Here is a 26,365-nt window from a genome sequence, read left to right on the forward strand (position 1 = left end):
GTAGCCCGCCATCACTCTAGGGCATAGGTGACGGCCACCACGGCCAGAAGCGATCAGAATTCACGTGATCGTAGCCAAAGGTCACGCGGAAACGCGTCCAGCAACGGCTGCGGATCCCAATCGAGACGGGGCGCGCGAGCGTCGAGGGCGTCCGAAACGGATTGACTGAACGTCGGCAGCGACCGCCCGGTGCCTTCGTAATAGTCCTCATACTTGAACATCGATTCGGCTCCCGGGCGTACGGGAGAGACAGCGACACCAAGTGCATCAGCGATCACGATCCCGTGAAGCGAAGACGTGACAACAACCCGGGAGGCCGCGATCGTGCGCATCACTGTCATGAAGTCGCGGCGAGGACTGAGAAGTCCCGGCGCTCCCTGCCAGGACGCGAAGTCGTGCAGATTCGGCAGGCTCGTGACTTCGATCGTCGGACTTTCCGCACGAACAACCCCGAAGAGAGACGGGGCCAGCAAACCCGGGTCACCGAAGACCGCTGGAGCGACGATCCCCCGAGCCATGAGGGCTTCCGCCGTCAAGGGACCGCGCACCGCACGCACGTCTATATCTCGGGACCCGACGAGTTCTCCCGACACCTTGCCGTTGACTCCCGACCCCCAGATGACATCGCCGTCTTGAGCGAAGTGCAACACGCTGCCTACGGACAGAAGACGGACTCGTCGCGCTGCCGAGGGCTCTTTCGGCGCGAGCGCTGCGGCTACCGCGGGACCGAGCATGTCGCCGAAGTTGTTCACTGGTCGGCGAACAGGCAGAAGGCGCCCGAGGGGCCCGCGAACGACGGGGCGCTGTGGGTTCCAATGGAAGAGCTCTACTCCGCCGATGTCTGTCACTGACTCTCCACACTCCTCTGATCGTGTCGACGCCGCCGACCGGTGCGACCCTATCGTGCTCGCGTGTCTGGCATGTTCCGAGACGTGACGCCCACGAGGACGGCGCCGAATGCGGCGCCCAGAACGTTCGCAACGACGTCCAGCAGGCTCGCGGTCCGCTGCGTGAGGAACAGCGCCTGGCCGACCTCGATGACCCCGCTTGCAGCCAACGCCAGCGGCACGGCAAGAATCCACCGCCGACGAAGGATGAGCCCGGCGAGGATGCCGAGCGGCACGAACATTGCCACGTTCGCACCAAACTCGATACGCGGGTAGGTGAGCCATGGCACCGCCTCGCTGATCGCGCGCAAAAGTCGCGCGATTCCGCGATCTATCGGCACAGGCCAGAATGCGATGGCGGCGAGCGCGAGAGCATAGAGACCAAGCAGAACTGCAGCGATCGGTCTCCTGCGAGAAGAATCGGTGTCGCGGATAGACGTTGCTGACGCGTTGGTATCCACCGGGAACTCCCCTCTTGGGACGCTGCCACGGTGCCGCGCAATGACTGCGACGATAGCGCCTCGTGTGTGCCCGTGCACGCACATCGCCCGACTTCCCAAGGACGACCGTTTATGGTGGACGGGTGACCGAGTCCGCGACCACCCGGCCCATGCGTATCGCGGGCCGCGTTTTCGCGTGGGCGCTCGGCGCCTTTCTCGTTCTGATGCTCATCGGTGCACTGTGGGTCGCGGCACGCGGTGCGCTCGCATACGGCCACTTGCGCGCTGTGCAGGAGGACGCTGCGACGGCGCGTGAGCAGCTCGCCGACCCGGCCGCGGCGGCATCCGTCATCGAGTCGATCTCGCGCGAGACGTCGGCTGCCCGCGGCCTCACGAGCGATCCCGTGTGGTCGCTCGCTGAGGGGCTTCCGTGGGTCGGTCCGCAGCTCGCTGCCGTCTCGACGATCGCGGCCGCGGCTGATGACGTGGCGAGCACAGCACTCACTCCACTCGTCGATGTGGCGGCGTCGTTCTCGATCGACGCGCTGCGCCCCCAGGGCGGGCGAATCGACCTGAGCGGGTTCGTCGAGATGCAGGATGCCGCGCAAGCGGCCGCCCGCGGGCTCGGCGGCGCGTCGCAGGCTGTGGACGCCCTCGACCGGCCTGCACTGCTCTCCCCCCTGCGCGACGCCGTCGACGAGGTCGCGGGCCTGCTCGACGAGAGCCTCGTCGCCGCCGACGCCGCCGCTCGCACGACCGCGTTGCTACCGGCGATGCTCGGCGCCGACGGCCCTCGCGACTACCTCGTGCTCTTCCAGAACAACGCCGAGTGGCGGTCGCTGGGCGGAATCCCCGGTGCGATGGCTCTCATCCACACCGACAACGGCACCCTGACGCTCGCGGCTCAGGACTCGACGGAGGGCTTCCCGCGCTACGACGAGCCCGTGCTCGATCTCGGCCCCGAGGTGACCGCGATCTACGGCGAGCGCCCGGGTCGCTGGATGCAGAACGTTACGCAGGTGCCCGACTTCAGCGTCTCGGCAGCGCTTGCCCGCGAGATGTGGCTGCGTGAGCACGGTCAAGAGGTCGACGGCGTCATCTCGATCGACCCCGTTTCTCTGTCCTACCTGCTCACCGCGACGGGACCCGTGACCCTCGCGGGTGGCGACGTCCTCACGTCCGAGAACGCTGTCAGCATGCTCCTCAACGAGGTGTACCTGCGCTACCCCGACCCGGCCGACCAGGACGCCTACTTCGCGAGCGCCGCTGCCGCGGTCTTCGGCGCGTTGGCGTCAGGGCAGGCCGAGCCAGCTCCGCTCGTCGAAGCCCTCACGCGAGCCGCCGACGAGCGCCGCCTCATGCTGTGGAGCGCGCACGAGGCCGATCAGTCGCTGCTCGCCGACACGACACTCGCCGCCGGACTTCCGGTGAGCGACCGCACGGCCTCTCGTTTCGGCGTCTACCTCAACGACGGCACGGGCTCCAAGATGGACTACTACCAGCGTGCGACGTCCACGATCGAGTGGCAGTCGTGCGCGACCGGCGCGTCAGGCACGACGGGCGAAGCGAACCTGACCGTGACGCTCGCCAACGAGGCTCCCGCGGATGCGGCATCCCTCCCCCGCTACATCACGGGCGGCGGCAACTACGACGTCCCCGCGGGAACGGCGCGCACGATCACGTACGTGTACCTTCCCGAGGGCTTCGACCTGATCGGATCCGAGCTGACGACGGGTGCCGGATTCGGTGGCGGAACGCACAACGGCCACCGCGTCGTGAGCTTCACCGTCGACCTCGCACCGGGCGAGAGCGCGACCGCCGTTCTGACGGCACGCACGACCGAGCCTTCTGCTTCGACGCTCATCGTCGACGGCACCCCGACCACCTCGTCGGTCGACGCGGTTGCCGCATCCTGCGACACTCCGTAGACTTCACCGCAGGCGCCGTCGCTTTTCTAGCGACCGGCGCCTTGTTTCGGGGGGAACAAAGCTATGCATGCACGACCTTGGTACACCGCGTCAGCCCTTGCGCTGACCGCGACGATCCTCGCGGTGCCCGCCGCGGCGTCCGCCACGACCATCTATCCTCCGTCGGGTTCGTGCACCACATCGCCTGCCGCGGTGGGTCCGGGTGAGACCCTGCAGTTCGCCTGCCAGGCGGCTACCTTCTCGTCGAATGAGACGGTCACGATCACGGTGACCGGAGAGAACGGCGCCGGAGCACGCATCGGAATGGTGCGTTTCGCCATCACGACCGCGAGCGGCACCGCCGAGGCCTCGGCGGACGGCTCGCTTCGTTCCGTCCCGATCACGCTCCCGTCTGACGCAAGCGGCACTTACAACATCGCTGCGCTCTCGGCGACGTCGGTGGGCGGCACCGCCGCCGCCACGATCGCCACGGCAGACGGCGCCCTGCCGGTCACCGGACTCGGAGGCAGTGCAACGCTCGGCATCCTCGTCGGCGGAGGCGCCCTCGTCGCTGCCGGACTCGCGCTCGGAGTCGCCGCTGTCATGCGGCGCCGCGCGCACGCCGACTGACTCGCGCACCGAGAAAGACCCGGGCGCCGCGAGCTGCGGCATCCGCCTCAGGAGGCGATAACCGCCTGCGCGGTGACCGTTCGACTGATCCCTGGCTCGGGGTGCGCTGTCACGAGGATCGGCAGGTGGTCGCTGCGGCCCTGCGGCAGGGTCCGCACGCGGTCGATCTCGAACCCCACCGAGGTCGCGAAGTCGTAGTGCCCTCGGAAGAACCGGTAGCGAGTGTAGGTGCGCGAGTCGCTGAGGTTGAGTTCGTATCCCTGCGCCCGAACCGTCTGCCCGAGGTTCTCTTTGAACACCGGGTAGTTGTAGTCGCCCACCATGAGCGCGGGAACACCCTCGCCCAGCTGCTGCAGTTCCGCCAGTGCGGTGCGGATCTGGTGTCGCCGGAGTGAATTGAGCGCCGTGAGCGGGGCGGCGTGGAACGACGCCACGATCACTTCGCGGTTGTGGTCGATGTCGTGCAGCCTCACGCCGAGCAGTCGTTCCTCGGCGGGCTTGAGCACGCGGTCGTGCAGCGACTTCTTGAGCGCGAGAGAGCGGACCTCCAGCGGACGGAAAGTGCTCTCGCTGTAGTACACCGCGAGTCCGAGTCGGTTACGCTGCGTCGAATCGGCGAGCTTCAGCCCCGAGATGTCGTCGGGGATGTCGGTCGTGTCGACCTCTTGGAGGCACAGCACATCCGCCGAGTAGCGCTCCACGAGGGCGGCGAGCTCGCCGGCGGCGCGGTGCTTGCGCAGGTTGTACGAAATGACCTTCATGACGAGACAACAATACGAGCGCTCGCGCGCGAGGGCGAGACACGCAGGCGACCATCAGGACACTCAAAGGCGAACACGGGGTATCAACGCTTCGGGAACTGTGCCGATAGAGTCCCCCCGTGACGACACCTCGACAGCGCCGTTCGCTCATCCGCCCGCAACTCCTCTGGGTCGTGGGTGGCGCGGTCGTCGTTGTCGGGGCGATCATCGCACTCGCCGTGACCCTCTGGCCGGCCGTCTCGGCGGCAGGAGCGCCCGGCCCCGGCACGAAGATCCTCGCCTCCGCTCACTCGAAAGCGAGCCTTGCGGCCGAGGAGCTCCCCGAGGGCATCGAGCGTGAGGCGGCGCAGTTTCTCTCCGAGCAGCCGACGGCGTACTGGCTGACCCCCGAAGCCGAGCCCCTCGAGAGGGTCACGCAGCGCATCGCGAGCCTGGCCGACGAGGCCCGCGCGCAATCGGCACGCCTCGCCGTCGTCGTCTACGGCCTTCCGGGTCGCGACTGCGGCAACTTCTCGGCGGGCGGTCTCGCTCCCGCCGACTACGAGGAGTGGACGGGCGCTATCGGGAAGGCGCTGACGGATGCCGCAGACGTCGAGCCGATCGTGATCCTGGAGCCCGACAGCCTCGCCCTCGCCCCCGAGTGCGGGAACGTCGAGGAGCGGGTGGCACAGCTCACGAACGCGGTGGAGGCCCTGGCATCCGATTCGACGTGGATCTACCTCGACGGCGGCCATTCGAACTGGCTTCCCGTGAGCGAGATGGCCGCCCTCATCCGGCAGGTGGGCAATCAGGATGCCGTGCGGGGATTCGCGACCAATGTCTCCAACTTCAACGCGACAGACGACGAGATCGGGTACGCCCACTCCCTGTCGGCGCGCACCGGAGACCTGCACGCGATCATCGACACCTCCCGCAACGGCGCGGGCTCGAACGGTGAATGGTGCAACCCGCAGGGGCGTCTGACGGGAGAACCCGGCGGCACGATCGGCGACGACATCGTCGACACGAACCTCTGGATCAAGCCGCCCGGCGAGAGCGACGGCACGTGCAACGGCGGTCCAGCCGCGGGGCAATGGTGGCCGGAAGGGGCGCTCGAGCTGACCCAAGCGGCGCCTCACCGCTGACAGACACGCCCGGAGGGTTTGAGGGGTCGCCCATTCTCGCGATATCCTCAGGTCACGCGTGGAATTCCACTGGGGTCGGGCACCGCGCAGGTTTGCATCCGTGAGAGAAGGCACCTGCACATGAACCCCTCTGGCGACGACCAGCTCAAAACCGCCGTCATCATCGAAGACGACCCCGAGATCCGCCATGTTCTCGCAGAGGTCCTGGAGTCGGCGGGGTTCTCGACGGTGTCGGTCGGCAACGGTCTCGATGGCGTCCGCGCCGTCCTGAAGTACCAGCCCATGCTCACGACCCTCGACGTCAACATGCCCGGGATCGACGGCTTCGAAGCCGCCCGCCGCATCCGGGCCCAGTCCGACACCTACATCATCATGCTGACGGGACTGTCGGACGAGGCCGACGTCGTGACCGGACTCGGAGCCGGCGCCGACGACTACCTCCTCAAGCCGTTCCGGCCGCGCGAACTGCGCGCGCGCGTCGAGGCGCTCATGCGCCGCACCCGCATCACCGACGGACTCCCCGCGGCCCCTGTGGCCCCGAGCCAAGGCCGCGTCGGCCCATCGTTCCCCGGCGCTCGCCCCGTGACGAGCACGATTCCCACGATTCGCGAGACACCCGTCGATCGCATCGACCGTTCCGTGCCGTTCGACTCGGCCGTCCGCGTCGGCGGGCCCGCGCGCGGACCTCAAGAGATCGTTCGACTCACCGAGACGGGATCCGACGTCGCGACGCTCCCCGCCGACACCGGGTGGTTGACGCACCGCGACCTGCACCTGGACCCCGACAGCAGGACCGTCCGGCGCGGCGGCGATGACGTCGAGCTGACCCGGACCGAGTTCGACCTGCTCGCGACGCTCCTCGAATCGAAGCGTCGCGTGCGCAGCAAAGCCGATCTCACGCTCGTCCTGCGCGGCGAGTCCTATGTGACGAGCTACTACGTGGGGGATGCCGACAAGCGAGCCGTCGAGGCTCACATGACGAATCTGCGCCGGAAGATCGGCGACAACCCCACCAATCCGCGCTACATCGAGACCGTCAGAGGCGTCGGATACCGCCTCACGTCTGAGAGCAGCGGAACATGAAGGGACGACCGGGACACCCTCCCCAGAGGATGCCCCGATCGTTCTCTCCCCCTTTTCTCGGGGCGGGCCCACGCACGCTGGATCGGATTCGGGTTCCTTTCCACCGCTCCCAGACGCGGGAGCCCCAAGCCTGTGACCTCCGTACCTCAGACCTTGTAGCCGTGTTGGCGTCGGATGAGTTTGAAGAACATCGACAGTGTCTGCAGGACCGTGACGGCACCCACGATCGGCCAGCCGATCCACAGGATCGTCGACTGCACCATGGGTCCGAGCATCGACCAGATCACCGCGAGCGCGACGACCACCGCGACGACTACGATGAGCGGCGTCCAGTGGCCGAGACCGGCCCCGCGCTCGGCCTTCGCCTGCATCGCCCAGTTGTCGACCTTCTTGTGCGACAGGAAGCGCGTCCACGACCGAGCGAAGTAGCTGAGCCGCAACCACATGTAGACCTCTGCGGGCAGCAGCGTCACCGCGAACAGGATGTCGCGGGCGTTGCGGTTCTTCATCGTCATCGCCATGCGGAGGTTCAGCAGCATCGCCATCCCGATGGGAATGAGCCACCACGCCGAGAAGACGAACGCGTTGATCGAGAGCGACCCCGCGAGCAGCGTCACGAACGCGACACGCACGAAGAGGTTCGTCAGCATCCCGAGGTTCTCGAGCCAGCGCACGCGCAGGTTCGGGTGGAACGGCTGGCCCTTCGTGTCGCCGCGCTGACCCGGCCACATGAGCTCGATAGCACCGTAGGTCCACTTGACCTGCTGAGCGTCGAGGGCCCGGAGCGTCGTCATTCCGCCGACGTCGGCGCGCGCGTAGGGGCTGATCTTCGTGAGGTAGCCGGCGCTCTTGATCTGGAGAGACAGGAGCGAATCCTCGACCTCGCTGTCCTTCACCCACGGAGTGGACTGGTGGTTCTCCTTCATGACCTCGCGGAGAGCCTGCGTCGAGAAGATCGAGAACTGCCCGCCGAGCACGGCCATGTTGCGGCCGCGCAGCAGGTTGTGCATGTTGAACGCGGCGAACTGCGAGCGCTGACCCGTGATGAGGAACTTGGAGATGAAGCCCTTGATGGGCCGGTCGTCGATCGAGTAGATGGCGGAGATGCCGCCGATGCGGGTGTCCGAGACCGCCTCGGCCTCGAGGTACTCGACAGCCTTCGCGTCGGCGACCGTGTCACCGTCGACTCCGAGCAGGTAGTCGTAGCCCTCGACGAGCGTGTAGCCGTAGTTGAGCGCGCCGACCTTCTTGTCGGGGTTCTTGCCGATGTCGTGCACGAAGACCTCGGTGAACTGCTCACCGAGCTCGGTGACGAGCTCATGCGGCCCCGCGAACTGCGACGCGAGCTTGACCGTCGCGTCGGAGGTGTTGTTGACCACCACGTGGATGACGTCCGGGACGCGCGTCTGCCCGAGGAGGCCTCGGATGACATCCGCGATCGACTCCTCCTCGTTGTAGGCCGGGATGATGCATCCGATCGTCGAACGGTGGACCGACGTGTCATCGAGCACCGCCTGGAAGTCCTCGGCGAACCCGGCCGAGCGCACGGGGATCAGCTCTCCCGCGGTCTCGTGCTCCGTGATGCGCTCCATGCGACTGTCCTATCCGATCGGAGGTGTTCGTTCTGATGAGGAAGACTCTGCCGGACCTGACGCAAGCTCCCCCTGTCGAACCCATGACATCGCCGCAAGGTTTCCGCAAGATCGCCGCAACGCTCGAATCGGGCGCGATACCGACGGCGGCACCCGGAAGCCTCGAGCGCCCCGACTCACGGACCCGCTCCATCTGGCTGACGCAGCTCATGCTCACGATGGCGATCGTCATCATCACGGTCCTCGTCCTGATCGCGCATCCCGAGACGGCGGACCAGTGGAATTTCGGTGTGGGCGTTCTCACAATCATCGTCCTCACGATCGTGACCCTCGCCGTGCCGTGGAGCCGATTGCCACGGAACTACGTGCTCGCGGTTCCGTACATCGACGCACTCGCCGTCGGCCTCATCGCCGCCAACACGGATCTGCGATTCGGGTACATCTGGGTGCTTCCCGTCATGTGGGTCGCGATGCACTTCGGAGCCGACGCGCTGGCAGGACTCCTCGCGACCATCTGCGCCATCCTGATCGTCCTCGTCGGAGGCAATCCGTCGCCCGAAGCGGGCCTGCGCCTGGTCGTCGTCGTCCTCTCGCTGTCGTTCATCGGGATCACGGCGCACCTCGCCACGCGACGGGCGCGCGCACTCCGGGCGCTTCTGCGCCGTCAGGCCGTTCGCCTCAACCGCACGGTCGAGCGCCGGTCCGACCAGGATCGCCGCACGACCGAGATCCTCAACGGCATCGACACGGCGGTCGCGCGCATCACCCTCTCGGGGCGCGTACTCGCGATCAACAACGCCTATGCGGAGCTGTACTCCATCGATGCGGCCGACACCTCGGCACCCGCGCGATCCGTCGAGTACGACGGCCTGCGCGGCATGCCGATCCCTCCCTCGGAGCGCCCGCTCGCGCGTGCCGGCCGGGGCGAGATCTTCACCGACGCACGCGTCTGGCTGTTCACCCCCGGCGGCGAATGGCGGGTGCTCTCCGTCACCTCGAAGCGGCTCGCCGCGAACGAGAGCGAAGGCACGACGATGCTGCTCCTCGCCCAGGACGTCACGGCGATCACCCACGCGCAGCGGGAGCGCGAGCGGCTCACCGCCATCGCATCGCACGAGCTCAAGCATCCCCTGACGGTCCTCATCAGCACGGCCGATCTCGCCCTCGAGAGCGACGAACTGACCCCGCGCATCCGCGAGCGCATCGAGACGATGCTCCACGCGAGCGAGCGGATGCTGGACATGACGACGAGCATGCTCCGCACGTCGCGCACGGCGTTCTCGGCGCGCGATGCGCAGGACGACATCGACGTGCGCCAGCTGCTGTGGGACTCCGTCGACTCCTTCCGCCCGACCGCTGCGACCCACGACGTCGAGTTGCGGCTCATCGCCGACGAGCCGCTCCTCGTCGTCGCAGACGGATTCCGGCTCCGGCAGGTGATCGACAATCTCGTCAGCAACGCGATCAAGTACACCCCCGCCAACGGCGGAGTCAGAGTCGAAGGGCACGTCGACGGCGAGCACGTCTCGCTCGTCTTCGCCGACACCGGGATCGGCATCTCGAAAGCCGACATCTCCCGCATCACGACGCCGTACTTCCGCACGGAAGAGGCGAAGGACACCGCGGGGGGAACCGGCCTCGGACTCAGCATCGCGAAGGAGATCGTGACGGCTCACGGCGGCTCCCTCGCGATCGAGAGCACCCTCGGCGGAGGAACCAAGATCGAAGTACGCCTGCCCCGCGGACGACACACGACTGTCGGCGCTTCGACGAGGGAGGAACGGCGATGATCGTCCCACCCGCTGTCGACACGGCGATCGTGCTGACCCTGGCGGCAGTGACGACGCTCGCGACCATCGCGACGGTCGGACTCGGATTCCTCTCGCGCCCAGGGCGACCGACGCTGCTGTGGTCGATCGGGTTCGCCGTCGCCATGACCGGCACCTTCGCCGTCGCCGCAGGGCACCTGAACGGCGACGAGATTCTTCGCCGCGCGGGACTCGGGATCCTCATGGGCGCACCAGCCCTCCTCTGGTCGGGCTTCCGCGCGCACTGGGGGCTGCGCCCCTGTGCGTGGTTCGGGCCCATCGTCACGGCGGCATCCGTCATCCTCCTCACCCTTCCGCCGCTCCAGCCTTACTTCCCCGAGCTCTACCGGTGCGTGTTCTTCCTCGCGGCGCTGTTCGCGGGACTCTTCGTCGTGGATTGGGCGCGTGTCGGGTCGCGGACACGCGATCCCCTCACCGCACCCCTCGCCGCGGCGTCCATTGCCTTCGTCGCCGTCGGGATCGGTGTCGCGGCCAGCTGGATCTCCGACGCCCCCGGCATGCGCGACTTGGAACTGGCGCGCGTCACCTCATCGATCGGGATGCTGGTCTACGTCTCGTGCGCCACGGCAGCGGTCGTCGCCATCTCCACCCGTCACGCACGCGCGGCGCGACGGGATGCGGCCGTCGGCGATTGGGACGCCTTTCGAGAACTCGCGGGCGTGCACTCCCGCGAGGCGATACGTCGTGGCGAACCGCTCTCGGCCATCTACCTTCAGCTCGACGACCTGGACGACATCCGCCGCGCGGAAGGTCCGGGACTCGTCCTCCGCCTGACCCGGCTGTTCGTCGACGAGGTTCGCGAGGTCTTCCCGACCAGCGCGCTGATCGACTCGCCGAGCCCCGGTTCTGCTGTCGCGCTCGTGAGCCTCGGCGACTCCGCCGTCCGAAGCCGATTGCGCACGCTGCTCGAGCGGATATCCACGCTGGACACGGGCGGCCGGCTGCCGATCCACCCCTCGGCAAGCGCCGGGTGGGCACCTTCCTCGATCGTCGGCTACGAAGTCGACGCGCTGCTCTACATGGCGCGCGAAGCGGCTGTCGTCGCATCGCAGGACGGCGGCGACCGGTGGGAGCGCGTCGGCGTCACGGTCACCGATCGGATCCTCAGCCGCTCAGCGCAACCGTAAGCGTGTCGCTCACGGTCTGCTTCGCGTACTCGGTCGATGTCGGCGTCGTCTGCACGAGGAAGTCATAGGTGAACTGCAGCGTCACATGCGTCGCTTCGGCCGGGACCGGTCCGACGTTGAACGTCTGCGAGTAGCTGTACGGAGACAACACGAGGTATCCGGGCGCGACCGTCGCGGTGTCCGTCTGAGGTTCGAGCGCCGCGAGCGTCGCATCGCCCGTGCCGGGGACGGCGAGCATCTGCGCACGCTGCAGGTACACCTTCTGGCCGTCGGCGGGGGTCACGGTCGTGGTCATGCTGATGCTGACGGGCTTGATGGCATCCGCTGTCCACCGATCCATCGACAGGCTCGACCAGTAGTCGACCGTCGCCGCCACGGCACCGGCCGTCAGATCGCGCTGCGTCGCACCGGTCGAAAGGTCGTTGGGCACGGGCGTCGGGACCGACGTCGACGTGCTCGTCGAGGTCGGTGACGCCGAAGAACTGGGGTCCCAGGGCGCGGGACCGCACGCCGCAAGGCCCGCGACGGCGAGGAGGGCGAGGGCGGCGAGAGAAGAGCGACGGACGGCGTGCATAGGTCTCCGATTCGACGGATCCCGCGACGGCAGGACGTGCCGCAAGTCTATCGACGCACCGGACCGCTACTCGGCGTCGCGACGGGCGCGCGTCTGCTCGGCTCGTGCGGCGAGGAGATCCTCGGCGGGATAGCCGACCTCGGTGAGAGTGAGTCCCCGTGCCGCGAGCACCTTCACTTCGGGCACGCGCTCACCGGCATCGCGAATGGATACCACGTCGTCGACGTCGAGCTTTCCCTCACCGACCGCGACGCACGCTCCGACGAGTGCACGCACCATGCTGTGGCAGAAGGCATCCGCCTTGACGTTCGCGACGAGAACTCCCCGGTCATCGCGCCGCCAATCGAACTCCAGAAGAGTGCGGATGGTCGTGGCCTCGTCGCGTGGTTTGCAGTAGGCGGCGAAGTCGTGGAGTCCTCGCAGCGAGCGCGCCGCGGCATCCATCGCGTCGACGTCGAGTCGTGAGCGCACAGACGTCGTCCGCAGCCGCTCGAGCGGATCGTATCCGGTCACCTCGTCGGCGAGACGGTACTCATACCGTCTCCACACGGCCGAGAAGCGCGCGTCGAAACCGGCGGGCGCCTCCGTCACGCGTCGGACGGCCACGTCGGAGTACGTCCCCGTGGCACCCGTCACCCGCGCGGCGAGTGCGTCGACGGCGGATGCCGGTGCGCGCCGGGCTTCGAGCCGCGCCCGCTGGGTGTCGTCGAGATCGAGGTGGGCGACTTGACCGGCCGCATGCACACCCGCGTCCGTACGCCCCGCGACGACGAGTCGAGGCTCCCCGCCGAGGATGCGCGTGAGCGCATGCTCGAGCGTTCCCTGCACGGTACGCAAGCCGGGCTGGCGTGCCCATCCGCGGAAGTTCGTGCCGTCGTAGGCGATGTCGAGCCGGATCCGCACCCACCCAGCGTACTGAGACTGACGTGTCGGCGGCGCGGGGTGTCCGCGTGCGACGCTCGTCGTCGTCGCTTCCGCGCGGGATCAGTGGAGTGTCGGGGCCGCGACATAGACTGTCGGTCGCCCACGCCGAAGATCAGGACTCCCCGTGCCCACGACCCCGACTCCCCGCTATGCGGGTCTCGACGGTCTCCGGGCGATCGCCGTCGGGCTGGTCGTGGTGTACCACCTCTTCCCGCCCTTCGTGCTCGCCGGCGGGTTCATCGGCGTCGACGTGTTCTTCGTCATCAGCGGATTCCTCATCACGACCCTCCTGCTTCGGGAGCACGCGGCGACAGGGAGGATCCGGCTGGGTCAGTTCTGGCTCCGCCGCGCACGACGCCTCCTTCCCGCACTCGCGCTCGTCGTGACCGTGTGCGCGACCGCCGCCTGGATCATCGGCGGCGACATCCTCGTGCGCCTGGGCGAGCAGGTGCTCGGCGCATTCACGTTCAGCTACAACTGGCTGTCGGTCGCCGCCGGCGCCGACTACTTCTCCGGGACAGCGCCCGAACTCTTCCGCAACTTCTGGTCACTCGCCGTCGAAGAGCAGTTCTATGTGCTGTGGCCGCTCGTGCTGCCGCTGTTCCTTCTCGTCCGCGGGCGTTGGGCGCGGGTCACGGCTCTTGCGGGACTCGCCGCGGCATCCGCTGTCTGGATGGGAGTCGTGACGGCGTCGGGCGGGATCACCCGCGGCTACTTCGGCACCGACACTCATGCGTTCGGGATCCTGCTCGGAGTCGCGGCGGCGTTCGCCCTGGAGCCCGTCCTGACTCGCGCCGCATCGACGACGCCCGTCGTGGTGCTTTCGGGTGGGTGGAAGGTCGTCGCCCCGCATGCCGACCCCGCTCGCGCACGACTGCGCACGACGACGACCTCCGTAGGCGTGACGGCTCTCGCCGTCATTCTCGCCGTGGCCTTGATCCCCGCGACGCCGACGCCCGCGACCTTCCCGGGAGCCGTGCTGCTCGCGAGCCTCGCGGCGGTCGCCGCTGTCGCCGCCGCCGTCTGGCCGGGGTCGGCATTCGGTCCCGCTCTCGACAACCGCCTCATGCGCTGGATCGGCGACCGCTCGTACGGCATCTATTTGTGGCACTGGCCCCTCCTCGTCCTGGCGGTCGCGGCCTTCCAGCGGTCGGGACCGGAAGCGGGATTCTCCCCCGTGCTCGGCGTCTGCGTGCTCGTCGTCACGCTTGTCGTCGCCGAGCTGTCGTACCGTCTGCTCGAAATGCCGATCCGACGACTCGGCTTCCGAGGTGCCGGTCGCGCACTCGTCCGTCGCCTGCGCGGAAACCCCGTGCGACGTCTCGGCGCCGTCACCGTCATCACGGCAGCCGTCCTCGCTGTCGGGGGAACGTCGGCCGCGATCGCTGCGGCACCGGATGCCGGAAGCGCCCAAGCCGTCGTCCAGGCCGGCGTCGACGCCCTCGAAGAGGCCGACCGCGCGTACACGGCGACGCCCGTGCCGAGCTCCCCTCCCGCTGAGCCGAGCGCCGCACCCCCCGCCCCGTCGGGGGCACCATCGGCTCCTGCGCCCCGCGAGACGATGCGCGGCCCCTTGACGTCGGTCCCCGCCCCGACCCTCGAACCCGTCGTGGTGACCGGCGACCAGGTCACGGCGATCGGCGACTCGGTCATGCTGGCGTCGGCGCCCGCGCTTCTCGAGAGGCTCCCCGGGATCTCGGTGGATGCCGCGGTGTCTCGGTCGTCCTGGGCCGGACCGGGGATGCTCGAGTCGCTCGACGCCGCCGGCGCGCTCCGGCGCTATGTGGTCATCGCCCTCGGCACCAACGGGCCCGTCGATGCCGGTTCGCTCGAGCGGATGATCGAGATCGCGGGCCGCGACCGTCTCGTCGTCCTGGTCAACGCGTACGCACCGCGCAACTGGATCGACGGCGTCAACGCCGACCTCGCGGCTGCGGCAGAGCGGCATCCGAACGTCGTCGTCGCCGATTGGGCGGGTGCGATCGGCGGCCAGACCGACCTTCTCGCCGGCGATCGGATCCACCCCGGCAGTGCGGGTGGCCGGGTCTTCGCCGACCTGGTGGCCGACACCATCGAGGATGCCGAGAACGAGCGAGCCGAACGGCGCTACGACCTCCAGGCCCGTCTCTACGAGAACCTGCGGACTCGGCCGGTGCCGGAGGCCGAGTAGTCCGCATCCTTGCCCCTGAGGCAACGAAAGAGGCCCGCGTCCTTTTCGGACGCGGGCCTCTTTCGTATCGTGCGTGTCTTCGCTTACGCCTTGTCGCTCTTGACGGCGTCCTCGGCGTCAGCCTCGGCAGCAGCGCCCTCTTCCGGCGACTCAGCACCGGCGTCGGCCGCGTTGTCCTCGGCGGGAGCGTCCTCGACAGGAGCGTCCTCGACGGTCTCCTCCGCGGGCTCTTCGGCGGCGGGAGCGGCGGGCGCCTCCGCAGCAGACTTCTTCGCCGACTTCGGCTTCTTCGTCACGGGCTCGAGAACGAGCTCGATGACGGCCATGGGGGCGTTGTCGCCCTTGCGGTTTCCGACCTTCGTGATGCGGGTGTAGCCACCCTCGCGGTCGGCGACGAGCGGCGCGATCTCGGTGAAGAGAACGTGCACGACGTCCTTGTCACCGATGACCGACAGCACCCGACGGCGCGCGTGCAGGTCGCCGCGCTTGCCGAACGTCACGAGACGCTCGGCGAGCGGGCGAAGCCGCTTGGCCTTGGTCTCGGTCGTCTTGATGGACTTGTGCGTGAACAGAGCTGCCGCGAGGTTCGCGAGCATCAGGCGTTCGTGGGCAGGACCGCCGCCGAGACGGGGACCCTTCGTGGGCTTGGGCATTATCAATTACTCCAGTGTCAAAGTCGATCGAAAGATCAGACGGTCTCGTCGTCGTAGCCGCCGTAGAAGTGCGCACCGTCGAACCCGGGAACCGAGTCCTTCAGGGACAGACCGAGCGAGACGAGCTTGTCGCGCACCTCGTCGACCGACTTCTGGCCGAAGTTGCGGATGTTCATGAGCTGCGTCTCCGAAAGGGCGACGAGCTCAGACACCGTGTTGATTCCCTCACGCTTGAGGCAGTTGTACGAGCGGACCGAGAGATCGAGGTCTTCGATCGGCATCGACAGCTCGTTGGAGAGAACGGTCTCGACCGGCGCGGGGCCGATCTCGATGCCCTCAGCCTCGACGTTCAGCTCGCGGGCGAGACCGAACAGCTCCGTCAGCGTGCGACCGGCCGAAGCGACCGCGTCACGGGGAGCGATGCTCGACTTCGTCTCGACGTCAAGCACGAGCTTGTCGAAGTCGGTGCGCTCTCCTGCACGCGTCGCGTCGACGCGGTACGAGACCTTGAGCACGGGCGAGTAGATCGAGTCGATCGGGATCTGACCCGCCTCGGCGTACTCGTTGCGGTTCTGCGTCGCCGAGACGTAGCCGCGGCCACGCTCGATCGTGAGCTCGAGCTCGAAACGCGCCGTGTCGTTGAGCGTCGCGATCACGAGCTCGGGGTTGTGCACCTCGACACCCGCGGGAGCGGAGATGTCGGCAGCGGTGACTTCACCCGCACCCGTCTTGCGCAGGTACGCCGTGATGGGCTCGTCGCGCTCGGACGAGACGACGAGCTGCTTGATGTTGAGGATGATCTCGGTGACATCCTCCTTGACACCCGGGATGGTGCTGAACTCGTGCAGGACGCCGTCGATGCGAATCGACGTGACGGCTGCGCCGGGGATCGACGACAGGAGGCTGCGACGCAGCGCGTTTCCGATCGTGTAACCGAAGCCGGGCTCGAGCGGCTCGATGACGAAACGGCTGCGGAACTCCCCGTTCTTCTCCTCGGTCAGAGTGGGACGCTGTGCGATGAGCACTATGTGTTCCTTTCGATCACGTGCCCGCTATATGACACGTGCGGTGGGTGAGGTGTTGAGTTTTTCTCGTGGGATGCCCGGGACCGAGCATCCGAGTCTCGATACGGCCGGCGCGCTCTCCGCAGCGGATGATGCCGGGGAGCGACGCGAGACCGTGCGGAAAGTGCTTAGACGCGGCGGCGCTTGGGCGGACGGCAGCCGTTGTGCGCCTGCGGCGTCACATCGCTGATCGAACCGACCTCGAGGCCCGCAGCCTGGAGCGAGCGGATCGCCGTCTCACGACCCGAACCCGGGCCCTTCACGAAGACGTCGACCTTCTTGACGCCGTGCTCCTGCGCCTGGCGTGCAGCGGACTCCGCGGCCATGCCGGCGGCGTACGGCGTCGACTTGCGAGAGCCCTTGAAGCCCACGCCACCCGAAGACGCCCAGCTGATGACGGCGCCCGACGGGTCGGTGATCGAAACGATCGTGTTGTTGAACGTCGACTTGATGTGGGCGTGGCCCAGCGCGATGTTCTTCTTCTCCTTGCGGCGCGGCTTGCGCGCGGCGGACTTGGCCTGTGCCATTGCTCTGTTCTCCTAAACCCTGGGGACCGCGCCTTAGCGCGCCTTCTTCTTGCCGGCGACCGTGCGCTTCGGGCCCTTGCGGGTACGCGCGTTCGTCTTCGTACGCTGACCGCGCACGGGAAGGCCGCGGCGGTGGCGCAGACCCTCGTAGGAACCGATCTCGACCTTGCGGCGGATGTCGGCGGCCACTTCGCGGCGGAGGTCACCCTCCACCTTGTAGGTGCCTTCGATGTAGTCGCGGAGAGCGACGAGCTGGTCGTCGGTGAGGTCCTTGACGCGGAGGTTCTCGTCGACCTCGGTCGCGGCGAGGATCTCGTTCGAGCGGGTACGGCCGATGCCGTAGATGTACGTGAGTGCGATCACCACGCGCTTGTCGCGCGGGATGTCTACGCCGGCAAGACGTGCCATGCGAATCTCCTAGGAGTTGTGGAGGTGTGGAGCATCATCGGTGCCCGGGCCTCCGCCCGAGGTGTCCCCCGCTCGCGCGGGATCTGATGGTGCCGTTGTCGTATTGAGTTGTATGTCGGGGCGGATGCCGGAGCATCCGCCACCGATCAGCCCTGACGCTGCTTGTGACGCGGGTTCGACTTGCAGATGATCATGACGCGACCGTTGCGGCGGATGACCTTGCAGTGGTCGCAGATGGGCTTGACTGAGGGCTTGACCTTCATGGTGTTTTCCTGTTTCGCTGTCTTCACCGGCATCCGGATCCGGCACGCCGCGGTTCGCGGCATCCGTTCCCGGACGGGGTGTTACTTCTCGACCGGTCTAGCGGTAGCGGTAGACGATGCGCCCGCGCGTGAGGTCGTAGGGCGAAAGCTCCACGACGACGCGGTCTTCGGGGATGATGCGGATGTAGTTCTGCCGCATCTTTCCGGAAATCGTCGCGAGGACCTTGTGACCGTTGCTGAGCTCAACGCGGAACATCGCGTTGGGCAGCGCCTCGGAGATCACGCCCTCGATCTCGATGACTCCGTCTTTCTTCGCCATACGCTCGCTAACACTCGAGCAGACCGGTCGGTCTGCGGATGGATGGGTTCGGTACTTCGACACGCCAATAAAGGCGCAAGGCACCAAAGATCGACTATACGTGATATCGGACCCACCGGCAAACCACCCCAGCCCCGCAGCGCCCTCCTCCGCCGGCGCATCGCCGAAACGACACTCCCCGCGCGAGCCGATGCTTCTCGTGCGCACATTCCGCATCGGCTCGTGTGCGCCGTGCCGTCTCGCGACGCCGCGCAGCGTCATCCCGGTGGCCGGACGTGGAACGCCGCCAGGCGCTCGCCGAGCCGTTCCGCCGTGACGATGTGCATGCTCCCCCATCGAGGCATCCGTCTGTTCGTCGTGCCCCGGATCCAGTCCTCGCGCATCTTCTCAGCCACCATCACGTCGAGCGGGTCGTGTCCTTCGGGACGCATGGCGGGGTCTCGGTACTTCACCTCGCCGTCGAACTCACCCCAGGCGCGGACGTCGTCGAGTCCGAAGTCGACGTAGTAGTAGCCGCCGAACGGCGCCGCGATCGCCACCTGGAGGCGCGGCGCGGCGAAGCCCAGACGGATGAGCTGCAGCCTGCTGACACTCTCGCCCGGAAGCTGCGCCCGACCGTCCGCCATCGCCAGGATGCGTCGACCACGGCGCACCCCGCGCGCTCCGCGAATACGTTCGAGACGCTCGGTCACGGCATCGGAGAATGCCGCCGCGGCATCCTCGTCGTACTCTCGGGTGCGCTCATCGAAGGCGACCCTTCTCAGCGCGGCGTCAGCGACCGAGACGCCCGCTTCCTCGGGAGCCAGCCGGATCATGTCGGCAACCGTCCGAGCGAGGCCTGTGCACGTGACTCCTTGCACGACGGCACGGTCGGACTCCTCGATATCGGCGTTGTGCCGCGCGACCCCGCTTCGGGCCGAGCTGACATGACCGTCGGCGCTACGCCCCGCGAGATGCACTCGCTCAGGATCAAGCCGGTAGAGAGGCAGCTGCCAGAGGACGGCGGCAGACACGAACGCGTTGATCGGGTCTCCGCCGCGACGCCCCCGGTCGACCGCGACGACGCGAAGGAGGTGACGCGCTTCCGCCTGCGCGGCTCTCCATACCGAGCCGTCGACATAGACGCCGTGGTGCACCCGGACCAGCTCGCCGCCTTCCACGGCCTTCGCCATCTGGCGGCTGGAGAGCCCCCGCTCCTCGAGAACACGTCGAGACAGCAACGCACTCCGGGCAGTGTCGACATCCATGAGCCCAGACTGGCGCTCGGCCGGGTGCGCCCTGCGCACCGAGGTTCGATCGGTGAGGAACTCCTCGATCGCGCAACCTGGGGAGGGGAGGTTGTGCACTCCGTGCGACTCAGGAGGATGCCGCGAACCGACATGCCCTCGCCCGATCAACGCGCTACGTGCGTGCGCATCGTGTCGACTCGCACTCTGCGTAGCGTCTCGCCCATCCAGTCGCCGAGGCCACACGGCGCGTGCCGTCTTCCGTTGGTCTCGGACCCACCGCGCCCACCCCCGCTGGTCCCGGAGCCGCGCAGCGCCCACCCCCGCTGGTCGAGTAGCCGCGCAGCGGCGTATCGCGACCGCCCCGCGATGGAAGCTCGGATCTCGATACGCGCCTGCGGCGCTACTCGATCAGCGGTGGGGGCAGCACCCGGCGATCCCAGATCAGCGGTGGGGGCAGCACCCGTTGCTCCAGGGGACGGGTCAGCCCAGGCGAGCGACGAGGTCGGCCTCGGGGTCGCCCGTCAGCTGGATGAAGTCGCCGTTCAGCACGACCGTCGGAGTCCCCTGACCACCCGTTTCCGGGTTCTCCGGGATCTCGCGGGTCTGGGCATCGACGAAGTCGACGTACTCGCGATCGGTCACGCAGGCGTCGATCCCCGTCGCACCCGCATCGGATGCCGCGGCGATGAGTTCCTCGTCCGTCAATCCCGGTCCCGTGGGATCCGTCGCGAAGATGGCCTGCATGAACGGGTACGCGGCGTCGGGCTCGGCCTCGGCGACGCAGTAGAGCGCGTTCGCCGACCGCTTCGAGAAGTCGGTTCCGGAGGCGGCGTTGAGACTCGCGAGAGCGACGGGGAACAGGTTGACCTGAAGATCCCCCTGCTCCAGCAGATCATCGACGGTCGAACCGTACTCGCGCTCGAAGTCTTGGCAGTGCGGGCAGTAGAAGTCGAACCAGATGTCGAGTTCGTTCGAGCCGCTCCCGACCTCGATCGCCCCCGTCTCGGAGTTGATGCCCGCGCCTGCCGGACGGGGTCCGGGCGCGTTCGCGGAGTTGTTCATCCACACGACGAGGGCGCCCACGAGCACGAGTGCCGCGACGACTCCGACACTGATCCAGATCGCGAACCAGTTCGTCTTCTGTGCTTGTGCCATGACTTCCTCTCCGGCGTCAGCCGATGGGTCGGGGAACGACGCCGAACGGAGCGAGACCCGCAGCGCCGCCATCGTGGGCGGTCAGGACCCAGATACCGCCATCATGCACCGCGACGCTATGTTCCCAATGCGAGCCAACCGTGCCGTCGAGGGACGACACCGTCCACCCGTCGTCTTCGATGAACGTCTCCTGGTCACCGATGACCACCATCGGCTCGATGGCGAGAACGAGCCCCGGCCGAACCTCGGGACCCGAGTCCGCCACACGATAGTTGAAGACCGAGGGCGACTCGTGCATCTTCCGCCCGATACCGTGCCCGACGTAGTCGCGAAGGATGCCGTAGCCGCCTTCCGGTGCGTGCCTAAGGATGTGCCCTTCGATCGCGGCGCCGATCTCGGCGAGATGACGTGCCGACGCGAGCGCCGCGATGCCGGCCCACAGAGAGCCCTCCGTCACCTGCGAGAGACGCTCACGTTCGGCGACGACCTCGGGTCGCGACTCATCCGGGATGACGACGGTGAAGGCCGAATCGCCGTTCCATCCGCGGTACTCCGCACCGGCATCGATCGAGACGATGTCGCCGGGAGCGAGCACGCGGGGCCCGGGAATCCCGTGCACCACCTGTTCGTTGACGGATGCGCAGATCGTGTGGCGGTACCCGCGCACCATCTGGAAGTTCGACACCGCACCACGAGACGTGATGACGGCGGATGCCGCGGCATCCAACTCCAGCGTCGTGACGCCCGGCGCGAGCAGTTCGCGCGCCGCATCGAGTGCCGCGGCGGTGATACGACCGGGTTCGACCATCGCCCGCAGCTGGGCGGGCGTCTTGTAGATCGAACGGCGGAGCACGTCAGACGGCGGCAGGAACGATCCCGCGCGCAGCCAGCGCCGAGAAGATCCGCTCGGTCACTTCGTCGAGGGATCCGACGCCGTCGATCGAATCGACGAGGCCGTGGTCGCGGTACACCTCGAGGATCGGCGCCGTCTCGCGCTCGTAGATCGAGAGACGGTTGGCAATCGCCTCTTCCGTGTCATCGGTTCGACCCTGCTCGAACGCGCGTCGCATGAGCCGGTCCATGCTCACGGCCCGCGGAACACCGAGCTCCAGGACAGCGGTCAGAGGCGCTTCGCGCTCGTCCAGGTACGTATCGAGGAGTCCGAGCTGCCCGAGGTTGCGCGGGAATCCGTCGAGGAGGAAGCCCGTGGCGGCGTCCGGCTGGGTGAGCCGATCGCGCACGACCTCGAAGGTCAGTGCATCCGACACGAGGTCTCCCGCGTCGATGATCGACTTCACCTGGCGGCCGAGGTCGGTCTCGTCCTTGATGTTCTGACGGAAGACGTCGCCCGTCGAGATCGCTGCGATGCGGAACCGCTCTGCGATGCGCTCGGCCTGCGTCCCCTTGCCTGAACCCTGCGGCCCGACGAGGACGAGCCTCGCGGGACGCGGGGCCTCGTGCTGTTCGGCATCCGTCATCGAAGAAGCCCCTCGTAGTGGCGCTGCTGAAGCTGAGCATCGATCTGCTTCACGGTCTCGAGACCGACACCGACGATGATGAGGATCGACGCGCCACCGAACGGGAAGTTCTGGTTGGCACCCACCGTCGCGAGGGCGACGAGCGGGATGAGCGCGATGAGGCCGAGGTAGAGCGAGCCCGGGAGCGTGATGCGCGTCAGCACGTAGTCGAGGTACTCGGCGGTGGGACGACCCGCGCGGATGCCGGGGATGAATCCGCCGTACTTCTTCATGTTGTCGGCGACGTCGACCGGGTTGAAGGTGATCGCGACGTAGAAGTAGGTGAACCCGACGATCAGGAGGAAGTAGATCGCCATGTAGAGCGGGTGATCGCCCGAGACGAGGTACTGCTGGATCCACGCCACCCAGCCGGGAACGTCCTGACCAGGCTGCGGCTGGTTGAACTGCGCGATGAGCGCGGGGATGTACAGCAGCGACGAGGCGAAGATGACGGGCACGACACCGGCCATGTTGACCTTGATGGGGATGTACGTGTTCGTGCCGCCGTACGTGCGGCGTCCGACCATCCGCTTGGCGTACTGGACAGGGATGCGCCTCTGAGACTGCTCGACGAACACGACGAGCGCCACGACGACGATTCCGACGGCGAGGACGAGGAGGAACACCTCGAAGCCGCGGGACTGCCAGATGGCCCACATGGCGCCGGGGAACGTCGCGGCGATCGAGACGAAGATGAGGAGCGACATGCCGTTGCCGACACCGCGCTCGGTCACGAGCTCGGCGAACCACATGATGAGGCCCGTACCGGCCGTCATCGTGACGATCATGAGTAGCTGCGCCCACCACACGTCGTTGGTCAGCAGCTGCTCGCACTCCGGGATACCCGTGGCGCCGAACAGCTGGCCGCTGCGAGCGACCGTGACGAGCGTCGTCGACTGGAGCAGCGCGAGCGCGATCGTCAGGTAGCGCGTGTACTGCGTCAGCTTGCCCTGGCCCGACTGACCCTCCTTGTAGAGGGTCTCGAAGTGCGGGATGACGACGCGCAACAGCTGCACGATGATCGTCGCGGTGATGTACGGCATGACGCCGAGCGCGAAGATCGACAGCTGCAGGAGCGCGCCACCCGAGAACAGGTTGACGAGCGAGAGCAGACCTTCGGTTCCCGCCGAATCCCGCAGACAGGACTGCACGTTCGGGAAGTCGACGAAAGGCGCCGGCACGTGTGCGCCGAAGCGGTAGATCGCGATGATCGCAAGAGTGAATGCGATCTTCCGTCGTAGGTCGGGTGTACGGAAGACCCGCGCAATGGCGCTGAACAAGACGATGCCTCCAGAGGGGGGATGCGGATGCGCACGCGGCACCCGCGAACCCAGATTAGCCCAGCGGGGGCCGGAGGTCGTCCTCCGGCCCCCGCTGAGGCTGCTACTTGACCGTGCCGCCTGCCGCGACGATCTTCTGCTCGGCAGAACCCGAGACCTTGTCGACCGTCACATTGAGCTTGACCGAGACGTCTCCGGTGCCGAGCACCTTGACCTTCTCGTTCTTGCGCACAGCGCCCTTGGCGACGAGATCCGCGATCGTGACATCTCCACCGGCCGGGTAGAGCTCGGCCAGCTTCTCGAGGTTCACGACCTGGTACTCGACGCGGAACGGGTTCTTGAATCCGCGGAGCTTCGGGGTGCGCATGTGCAGCGGCATCTGCCCACCCTCGAAGCCGACCTTGACCTGGTAACGGGCCTTCGTGCCCTTGGTACCGCGGCCTGCGGTCTTACCCTTGGAGCCCTCACCGCGACCGACACGGGTCTTCGCGGTGTTGGATCCGGGGACCGGACGCAGGTGGTGCACCTTCAGCACACCGGGACGCGACGCGGGAGCGTCGTTCTTCGGCGCGGACTTCTTGGGCGCATCCTTGGCCGACTTCTCGGCAGCGGGCTTCTTCGCGGCGGCCGGCTTCTTGGCGGCAGCCTTCTTGGGCGGCGTCGTCTCGACGACGTCGTCCTTCTTCTCAGCCTTCTCGGCCATTAGTCGATCTCCTCAACCTTCACGAGGTGCGCGACGGTCTTGACGTAACCGCGCGTCTGCGCGTCGTCGGGACGGACGACCGAGTCGCCGATCCGCTTGAGACCCAGCGAACGCAGCGTGTCGCGCTGGTTCTGCTTCTCGCTCACCTTGGACTTGACCTGCGTGACCTTCAGACGCTCGGCCATCAGACACCTGCCTTCGCAGCAGCCGCGGCCTCGGCCTCGGCACGGACAAGACGGGCCGGAGCGACCTGATCGAACTCGAGGCCACGACGTGCGGCAACCGCACGGGGCTCCTCGAGCTGCTTCAGCGCCTGGACCGTCGCGTGGACGATGTTGATCGTGTTCGACGAACCGAGCGACTTCGACAGGACATCGTGGATGCCGGCGCACTCGAGCACGGCGCGCACGGGACCACCCGCGATAACACCGGTACCGGCAGCGGCCGGACGCAGCAGCACGACGCCGGCAGCGGCCTCACCCTGCGTGGGGTGCGGGATCGTCGAGCCGACGCGCGGCACACGGAAGAAGTTCCGCTTGGCCTCTTCGACACCCTTCGAGATGGCGAGGGGCACTTCACGGGCCTTGCCGTATCCGACGCCGACGACGCCGTTGCCGTCGCCCACGACGACGAGCGCCGTGAAGCTGAAGCGGCGACCGCCCTTGACGACCTTCGACACACGGTTGATCGTGACGACGCGCTCGAGGAACTGGCTCTCGTTGCGGTCACGACCACCGCGCTCCCCACGGTTGGGGTTGCGCTCGCGACCACCGCGACGGGGCTCGCGCTCCGCGGCGGTCTCGGCGGGAGCCTCGGCCGGAGCCTCAGCAGCTGCCTCTACGGTCACGTTGTTCTCCTTGTTATCCGTCACAGGTTCAGACCTCCCTCGCGGGCGCCGTCGGCGATTGCCGCGACCCGACCCGCATAGCGGTTGCCACCGCGGTCGAAGACGACGTCGGAGACGCCGGCAGCCTTCGCGCGCTCGGCGACGAGTTCGCCGACCTTGCGCGCCTTGGCGGTCTTGTCACCCTCGAAACCGCGCAGGTCGGTCTCGAGCGTGGAGGCGGAGGCGACCGTGTGCCCCTTGCTGTCGTCCACGAGCTGCACGAAGACGTGGCGCGCCGAGCGGGTCACGACGAGGCGCGGACGATCGGCGGTGCCGACGACCTTCTTGCGAAGGCGGGCGTGACGACGCGAACGAGCGTCGGACTTTGACTTGAGAGCCATGGTTACTTACCACTCTTTCCGGCCTTGCGGCGAACGACCTCGCCCGCGTACCGCACACCCTTGCCCTTGTACGGCTCGGGCTTGCGGATCTTGCGGATGTTCGCGGCGGCCTCACCGACGGCCTGCTTGTCGATGCCGCTGACAGTGACCTTGTTGTTGCCCTCGACCGTGAACGTGATGCCGGCGGGGGGCTCGACGAGCACGGGGTGCGAGAAGCCGAGGGCGAACTCGATCGAGCCGCCCTTCTGCGCGACGCGGTAACCCGTTCCGACGACCTCGAGGCCCTTGGTGTAGCCCTGGGTGACACCGACGATGTTGTTGCTGATGAGCGTGCGGGTCAGGCCGTGGAGCGAACGCGACTCGCGCTCGTCGTCGGGACGCGTGACGAGCACCTGCGCCTCTTCGACCTTGACCTCGATGGGGCGGGCCACGGTGAGCGAGAGCTCGCCCTTGGGGCCCTTGACAGCGACGTCCTGGCCGGCGACCGTGACGGTCACTCCGGCGGGGATGTCGATGGGAAGACGTCCGATTCGCGACATGTCAGATCACCACACGTAGGCGAGAACTTCTCCGCCCACGCCCTTCTGCTCGGCCTGACGGTCGGTGAGAAGACCGGAGGAGGTGGACAGGATCGCGACGCCGAGGCCACCGAGGACGGTGGGGATCTCGGTCGACTTTGCGTAGACGCGGAGTCCAGGCTTGGACACGCGCTTGATGCCGGCGATCGACCGCTCGCGGTTCGGGCCGTACTTGAGCGTCAGCGTGAGGGTCTGTCCGACGCGGGCGTCCGAGACCTCCCAGCCGGCGATGTAGCCCTCCTGCTGGAGGATCTCGGCGATGTGGGTCTTGAGCTTGGAGCTCGGCAGCGCGACGGAGTCGTGGTGCGCCGAGTTCGCGTTGCGCAGACGGGTCAGCATGTCTGCGACCGGGTCTGTCATTGTCATGAGTTGCTTCTTTCGTTCATGCGGTTTC

The 26,365-nt window shown here is 67.5% G+C and carries 30 protein-coding genes; 7 read left to right on the forward strand and 23 right to left on the reverse strand.

Annotated elements, in window-relative coordinates:
* Positions 1-53: 53 nt before the first annotated feature.
* Positions 54-752 (reverse strand): polysaccharide pyruvyl transferase family protein, encoded by a 699-nt coding sequence (locus FBY39_RS00740; RefSeq protein ID WP_141929774.1) that lies wholly within the window; start codon positions 750-752, stop codon positions 54-56.
* A 146-nt stretch (positions 753-898) separates the two neighbouring features.
* Positions 899-1,348, reverse strand: a complete 450-nt coding sequence (locus FBY39_RS00745) for a VanZ family protein (protein ID WP_160132850.1) — start codon at positions 1,346-1,348, stop codon at positions 899-901.
* 122 nt (positions 1,349-1,470) lie between these two features.
* Between FBY39_RS00745 and FBY39_RS00750 the strand changes: the two genes are divergently transcribed.
* Both FBY39_RS00750 and FBY39_RS00755 read left to right on the forward strand, forming a co-directional pair.
* On the forward strand, positions 1,471-3,255 hold the full coding sequence (locus FBY39_RS00750; protein WP_260837382.1) for a DUF4012 domain-containing protein: 1,785 nt from the start codon (positions 1,471-1,473) through the stop codon (positions 3,253-3,255).
* A 63-nt stretch (positions 3,256-3,318) separates the two neighbouring features.
* Positions 3,319-3,864, forward strand: coding sequence for a cell wall protein (locus tag FBY39_RS00755; protein ID WP_141929776.1), 546 nt, complete (start codon positions 3,319-3,321; stop codon positions 3,862-3,864).
* Between the two features lie 47 nt (positions 3,865-3,911).
* On the opposite strand, the gene FBY39_RS00760 is transcribed toward FBY39_RS00755, so the two are convergent.
* Positions 3,912-4,625 (reverse strand): endonuclease/exonuclease/phosphatase family protein, encoded by a 714-nt coding sequence (locus FBY39_RS00760; RefSeq protein WP_141929777.1) that lies wholly within the window; start codon positions 4,623-4,625, stop codon positions 3,912-3,914.
* 119 nt (positions 4,626-4,744) lie between these two features.
* Here FBY39_RS00760 and FBY39_RS00765 point away from each other — a divergent pair, with 119 nt between their 5' ends.
* Positions 4,745-5,749: a glycoside hydrolase family 6 protein gene (locus tag FBY39_RS00765; protein WP_141929778.1), complete on the forward strand. Its 1,005-nt coding sequence runs from the start codon at positions 4,745-4,747 to the stop codon at positions 5,747-5,749.
* 120 nt (positions 5,750-5,869) lie between these two features.
* Entirely contained in the window at positions 5,870-6,832 is a 963-nt protein-coding gene (locus FBY39_RS00770) for a response regulator transcription factor (RefSeq protein WP_141929779.1), read from the forward strand.
* 146 nt (positions 6,833-6,978) lie between these two features.
* On the opposite strand, the gene FBY39_RS00775 is transcribed toward FBY39_RS00770, so the two are convergent.
* On the reverse strand, positions 6,979-8,424 hold the full coding sequence (locus FBY39_RS00775) for a glycosyltransferase (RefSeq protein ID WP_141929780.1): 1,446 nt from the start codon (positions 8,422-8,424) through the stop codon (positions 6,979-6,981).
* A gap of 35 nt (positions 8,425-8,459) precedes the next feature.
* Here FBY39_RS00775 and FBY39_RS00780 point away from each other — a divergent pair, with 35 nt between their 5' ends.
* Both FBY39_RS00780 and FBY39_RS00785 read left to right on the forward strand, forming a co-directional pair.
* Positions 8,460-10,214 carry a cell wall metabolism sensor histidine kinase WalK gene (locus FBY39_RS00780; protein WP_260837383.1) on the forward strand — a complete coding sequence of 585 codons (1,755 nt, stop codon included), beginning with the start codon at positions 8,460-8,462 and terminating at the stop codon, positions 10,212-10,214.
* Complete coding sequence (locus FBY39_RS00785) at positions 10,211-11,380, forward strand: hypothetical protein (RefSeq protein WP_141929782.1); 1,170 nt, start codon at positions 10,211-10,213, stop codon at positions 11,378-11,380. The genes FBY39_RS00780 and FBY39_RS00785 overlap by 4 nt, the downstream gene beginning before the upstream one ends.
* On the opposite strand, the gene FBY39_RS00790 is transcribed toward FBY39_RS00785, so the two are convergent.
* Together FBY39_RS00790 and truA are read right to left on the reverse strand one after the other, a co-directional pair.
* Positions 11,358-11,954 carry a hypothetical protein gene (locus tag FBY39_RS00790; protein ID WP_141929783.1) on the reverse strand — a complete coding sequence of 199 codons (597 nt, stop codon included), beginning with the start codon at positions 11,952-11,954 and terminating at the stop codon, positions 11,358-11,360. The genes FBY39_RS00785 and FBY39_RS00790 overlap by 23 nt on opposite strands.
* A 66-nt stretch (positions 11,955-12,020) precedes the next feature.
* Positions 12,021-12,857 carry a tRNA pseudouridine(38-40) synthase TruA gene (gene truA, locus FBY39_RS00795; protein WP_141929784.1) on the reverse strand — a complete coding sequence of 279 codons (837 nt, stop codon included), beginning with the start codon at positions 12,855-12,857 and terminating at the stop codon, positions 12,021-12,023.
* A 145-nt stretch (positions 12,858-13,002) separates the two neighbouring features.
* Here truA and FBY39_RS00800 point away from each other — a divergent pair, with 145 nt between their 5' ends.
* Positions 13,003-15,048, forward strand: a complete 2,046-nt coding sequence (locus FBY39_RS00800; RefSeq protein ID WP_141929785.1) for an acyltransferase family protein — start codon at positions 13,003-13,005, stop codon at positions 15,046-15,048.
* An 83-nt stretch (positions 15,049-15,131) separates the two neighbouring features.
* Here the strand turns inward: FBY39_RS00800 and rplQ are convergent, their stop codons facing one another.
* From rplQ to rpsH, 17 genes are all read right to left on the reverse strand, one after another.
* On the reverse strand, positions 15,132-15,701 hold the full coding sequence (gene rplQ, locus FBY39_RS00805) for a 50S ribosomal protein L17 (protein ID WP_141929786.1): 570 nt from the start codon (positions 15,699-15,701) through the stop codon (positions 15,132-15,134).
* Positions 15,702-15,736: 35 nt separating this feature from the next.
* Positions 15,737-16,726, reverse strand: coding sequence for a DNA-directed RNA polymerase subunit alpha (locus FBY39_RS00810; protein WP_141929787.1), 990 nt, complete (start codon positions 16,724-16,726; stop codon positions 15,737-15,739).
* A 167-nt stretch (positions 16,727-16,893) separates the two neighbouring features.
* Complete coding sequence (gene rpsK, locus FBY39_RS00815) at positions 16,894-17,292, reverse strand: 30S ribosomal protein S11 (RefSeq protein ID WP_141929788.1); 399 nt, start codon at positions 17,290-17,292, stop codon at positions 16,894-16,896.
* Between the two features lie 33 nt (positions 17,293-17,325).
* Positions 17,326-17,700, reverse strand: a complete 375-nt coding sequence (gene rpsM, locus FBY39_RS00820; protein ID WP_141929789.1) for a 30S ribosomal protein S13 — start codon at positions 17,698-17,700, stop codon at positions 17,326-17,328.
* A 146-nt stretch (positions 17,701-17,846) separates the two neighbouring features.
* Positions 17,847-17,963, reverse strand: a complete 117-nt coding sequence (gene rpmJ, locus FBY39_RS00825) for a 50S ribosomal protein L36 (RefSeq protein WP_141929790.1) — start codon at positions 17,961-17,963, stop codon at positions 17,847-17,849.
* A 97-nt stretch (positions 17,964-18,060) separates the two neighbouring features.
* A complete protein-coding gene (gene infA, locus FBY39_RS00830; RefSeq protein ID WP_017201569.1) occupies positions 18,061-18,282 on the reverse strand; it encodes a translation initiation factor IF-1 in 222 nt (73 codons plus the stop codon).
* Between the two features lie 257 nt (positions 18,283-18,539).
* Complete coding sequence (locus FBY39_RS00835) at positions 18,540-19,529, reverse strand: hypothetical protein (protein ID WP_141929791.1); 990 nt, start codon at positions 19,527-19,529, stop codon at positions 18,540-18,542.
* Between the two features lie 462 nt (positions 19,530-19,991).
* Positions 19,992-20,666, reverse strand: coding sequence for a DsbA family protein (locus tag FBY39_RS00840; protein ID WP_160132853.1), 675 nt, complete (start codon positions 20,664-20,666; stop codon positions 19,992-19,994).
* Between the two features lie 16 nt (positions 20,667-20,682).
* Positions 20,683-21,519: a type I methionyl aminopeptidase gene (gene map, locus FBY39_RS00845; protein WP_141929793.1), complete on the reverse strand. Its 837-nt coding sequence runs from the start codon at positions 21,517-21,519 to the stop codon at positions 20,683-20,685.
* 1 nt (position 21,520) lies between these two features.
* Positions 21,521-22,144, reverse strand: coding sequence for an adenylate kinase (locus FBY39_RS00850; RefSeq protein WP_141929794.1), 624 nt, complete (start codon positions 22,142-22,144; stop codon positions 21,521-21,523).
* Positions 22,141-23,463: a preprotein translocase subunit SecY gene (secY, locus tag FBY39_RS00855; RefSeq protein ID WP_141929795.1), complete on the reverse strand. Its 1,323-nt coding sequence runs from the start codon at positions 23,461-23,463 to the stop codon at positions 22,141-22,143. The genes FBY39_RS00850 and secY overlap by 4 nt, the downstream gene beginning before the upstream one ends.
* 103 nt (positions 23,464-23,566) lie before the next feature.
* On the reverse strand, positions 23,567-24,166 hold the full coding sequence (gene rplO / locus FBY39_RS00860) for a 50S ribosomal protein L15 (protein ID WP_141929796.1): 600 nt from the start codon (positions 24,164-24,166) through the stop codon (positions 23,567-23,569).
* A complete protein-coding gene (gene rpmD / locus FBY39_RS00865; RefSeq protein WP_045275468.1) occupies positions 24,166-24,351 on the reverse strand; it encodes a 50S ribosomal protein L30 in 186 nt (61 codons plus the stop codon). The genes rplO and rpmD overlap by 1 nt, the downstream gene beginning before the upstream one ends.
* Positions 24,351-25,037, reverse strand: coding sequence for a 30S ribosomal protein S5 (gene rpsE / locus FBY39_RS00870; protein WP_141929797.1), 687 nt, complete (start codon positions 25,035-25,037; stop codon positions 24,351-24,353). Before rpsE ends, rpmD begins: the two co-directional genes overlap by 1 nt.
* A complete protein-coding gene (gene rplR / locus FBY39_RS00875) occupies positions 25,034-25,393 on the reverse strand; it encodes a 50S ribosomal protein L18 (RefSeq protein ID WP_141929798.1) in 360 nt (119 codons plus the stop codon). The genes rpsE and rplR overlap by 4 nt, the downstream gene beginning before the upstream one ends.
* Positions 25,394-25,395: 2 nt before the next feature.
* Positions 25,396-25,932, reverse strand: a complete 537-nt coding sequence (gene rplF / locus FBY39_RS00880) for a 50S ribosomal protein L6 (protein ID WP_141929799.1) — start codon at positions 25,930-25,932, stop codon at positions 25,396-25,398.
* A 6-nt stretch (positions 25,933-25,938) separates the two neighbouring features.
* Positions 25,939-26,337 carry a 30S ribosomal protein S8 gene (gene rpsH / locus FBY39_RS00885; protein ID WP_141929800.1) on the reverse strand — a complete coding sequence of 133 codons (399 nt, stop codon included), beginning with the start codon at positions 26,335-26,337 and terminating at the stop codon, positions 25,939-25,941.
* Positions 26,338-26,365: the final 28 nt, after the last annotated feature.

The sequence above is a fragment of the Microbacterium sp. SLBN-146 genome, from assembly GCF_006715145.1.
Classification (GTDB): Bacteria; Actinomycetota; Actinomycetes; order Actinomycetales; family Microbacteriaceae; genus Microbacterium.

Coding starts and splice junctions, on each gene's coding strand:
- rpsK (WP_141929788.1), bottom strand. CDS start 17,292: ATGGCACAGGCCAAGTCCGCCGCGCGCAAGCCGCGCCGCAAGGAGAAG.
- FBY39_RS00760 (WP_141929777.1), bottom strand. CDS start 4,625: ATGAAGGTCATTTCGTACAACCTGCGCAAGCACCGCGCCGCCGGCGAG.
- FBY39_RS00775 (WP_141929780.1), bottom strand. CDS start 8,424: ATGGAGCGCATCACGGAGCACGAGACCGCGGGAGAGCTGATCCCCGTG.
- rpsH (WP_141929800.1), bottom strand. CDS start 26,337: ATGACAATGACAGACCCGGTCGCAGACATGCTGACCCGTCTGCGCAAC.
- FBY39_RS00770 (WP_141929779.1), top strand. CDS start 5,870: ATGAACCCCTCTGGCGACGACCAGCTCAAAACCGCCGTCATCATCGAA.
- infA (WP_017201569.1), bottom strand. CDS start 18,282: ATGGCGAAGAAAGACGGAGTCATCGAGATCGAGGGCGTGATCTCCGAG.
- rpmJ (WP_141929790.1), bottom strand. CDS start 17,963: ATGAAGGTCAAGCCCTCAGTCAAGCCCATCTGCGACCACTGCAAGGTC.
- FBY39_RS00780 (WP_260837383.1), top strand. CDS start 8,460: ATGAGGAAGACTCTGCCGGACCTGACGCAAGCTCCCCCTGTCGAACCC.
- rpsM (WP_141929789.1), bottom strand. CDS start 17,700: ATGGCACGTCTTGCCGGCGTAGACATCCCGCGCGACAAGCGCGTGGTG.
- rplQ (WP_141929786.1), bottom strand. CDS start 15,701: ATGCCCAAGCCCACGAAGGGTCCCCGTCTCGGCGGCGGTCCTGCCCAC.
- rplO (WP_141929796.1), bottom strand. CDS start 24,166: ATGGCCGAGAAGGCTGAGAAGAAGGACGACGTCGTCGAGACGACGCCG.
- FBY39_RS00785 (WP_141929782.1), top strand. CDS start 10,211: ATGATCGTCCCACCCGCTGTCGACACGGCGATCGTGCTGACCCTGGCG.
- rplR (WP_141929798.1), bottom strand. CDS start 25,393: ATGGCTCTCAAGTCAAAGTCCGACGCTCGTTCGCGTCGTCACGCCCGC.
- rplF (WP_141929799.1), bottom strand. CDS start 25,932: ATGTCGCGAATCGGACGTCTTCCCATCGACATCCCCGCCGGAGTGACC.
- FBY39_RS00755 (WP_141929776.1), top strand. CDS start 3,319: ATGCATGCACGACCTTGGTACACCGCGTCAGCCCTTGCGCTGACCGCG.
- rpmD (WP_045275468.1), bottom strand. CDS start 24,351: ATGGCCGAGCGTCTGAAGGTCACGCAGGTCAAGTCCAAGGTGAGCGAG.
- FBY39_RS00840 (WP_160132853.1), bottom strand. CDS start 20,666: ATGGCACAAGCACAGAAGACGAACTGGTTCGCGATCTGGATCAGTGTC.
- FBY39_RS00790 (WP_141929783.1), bottom strand. CDS start 11,954: ATGCACGCCGTCCGTCGCTCTTCTCTCGCCGCCCTCGCCCTCCTCGCC.
- FBY39_RS00850 (WP_141929794.1), bottom strand. CDS start 22,144: ATGACGGATGCCGAACAGCACGAGGCCCCGCGTCCCGCGAGGCTCGTC.
- FBY39_RS00835 (WP_141929791.1), bottom strand. CDS start 19,529: ATGGATGTCGACACTGCCCGGAGTGCGTTGCTGTCTCGACGTGTTCTC.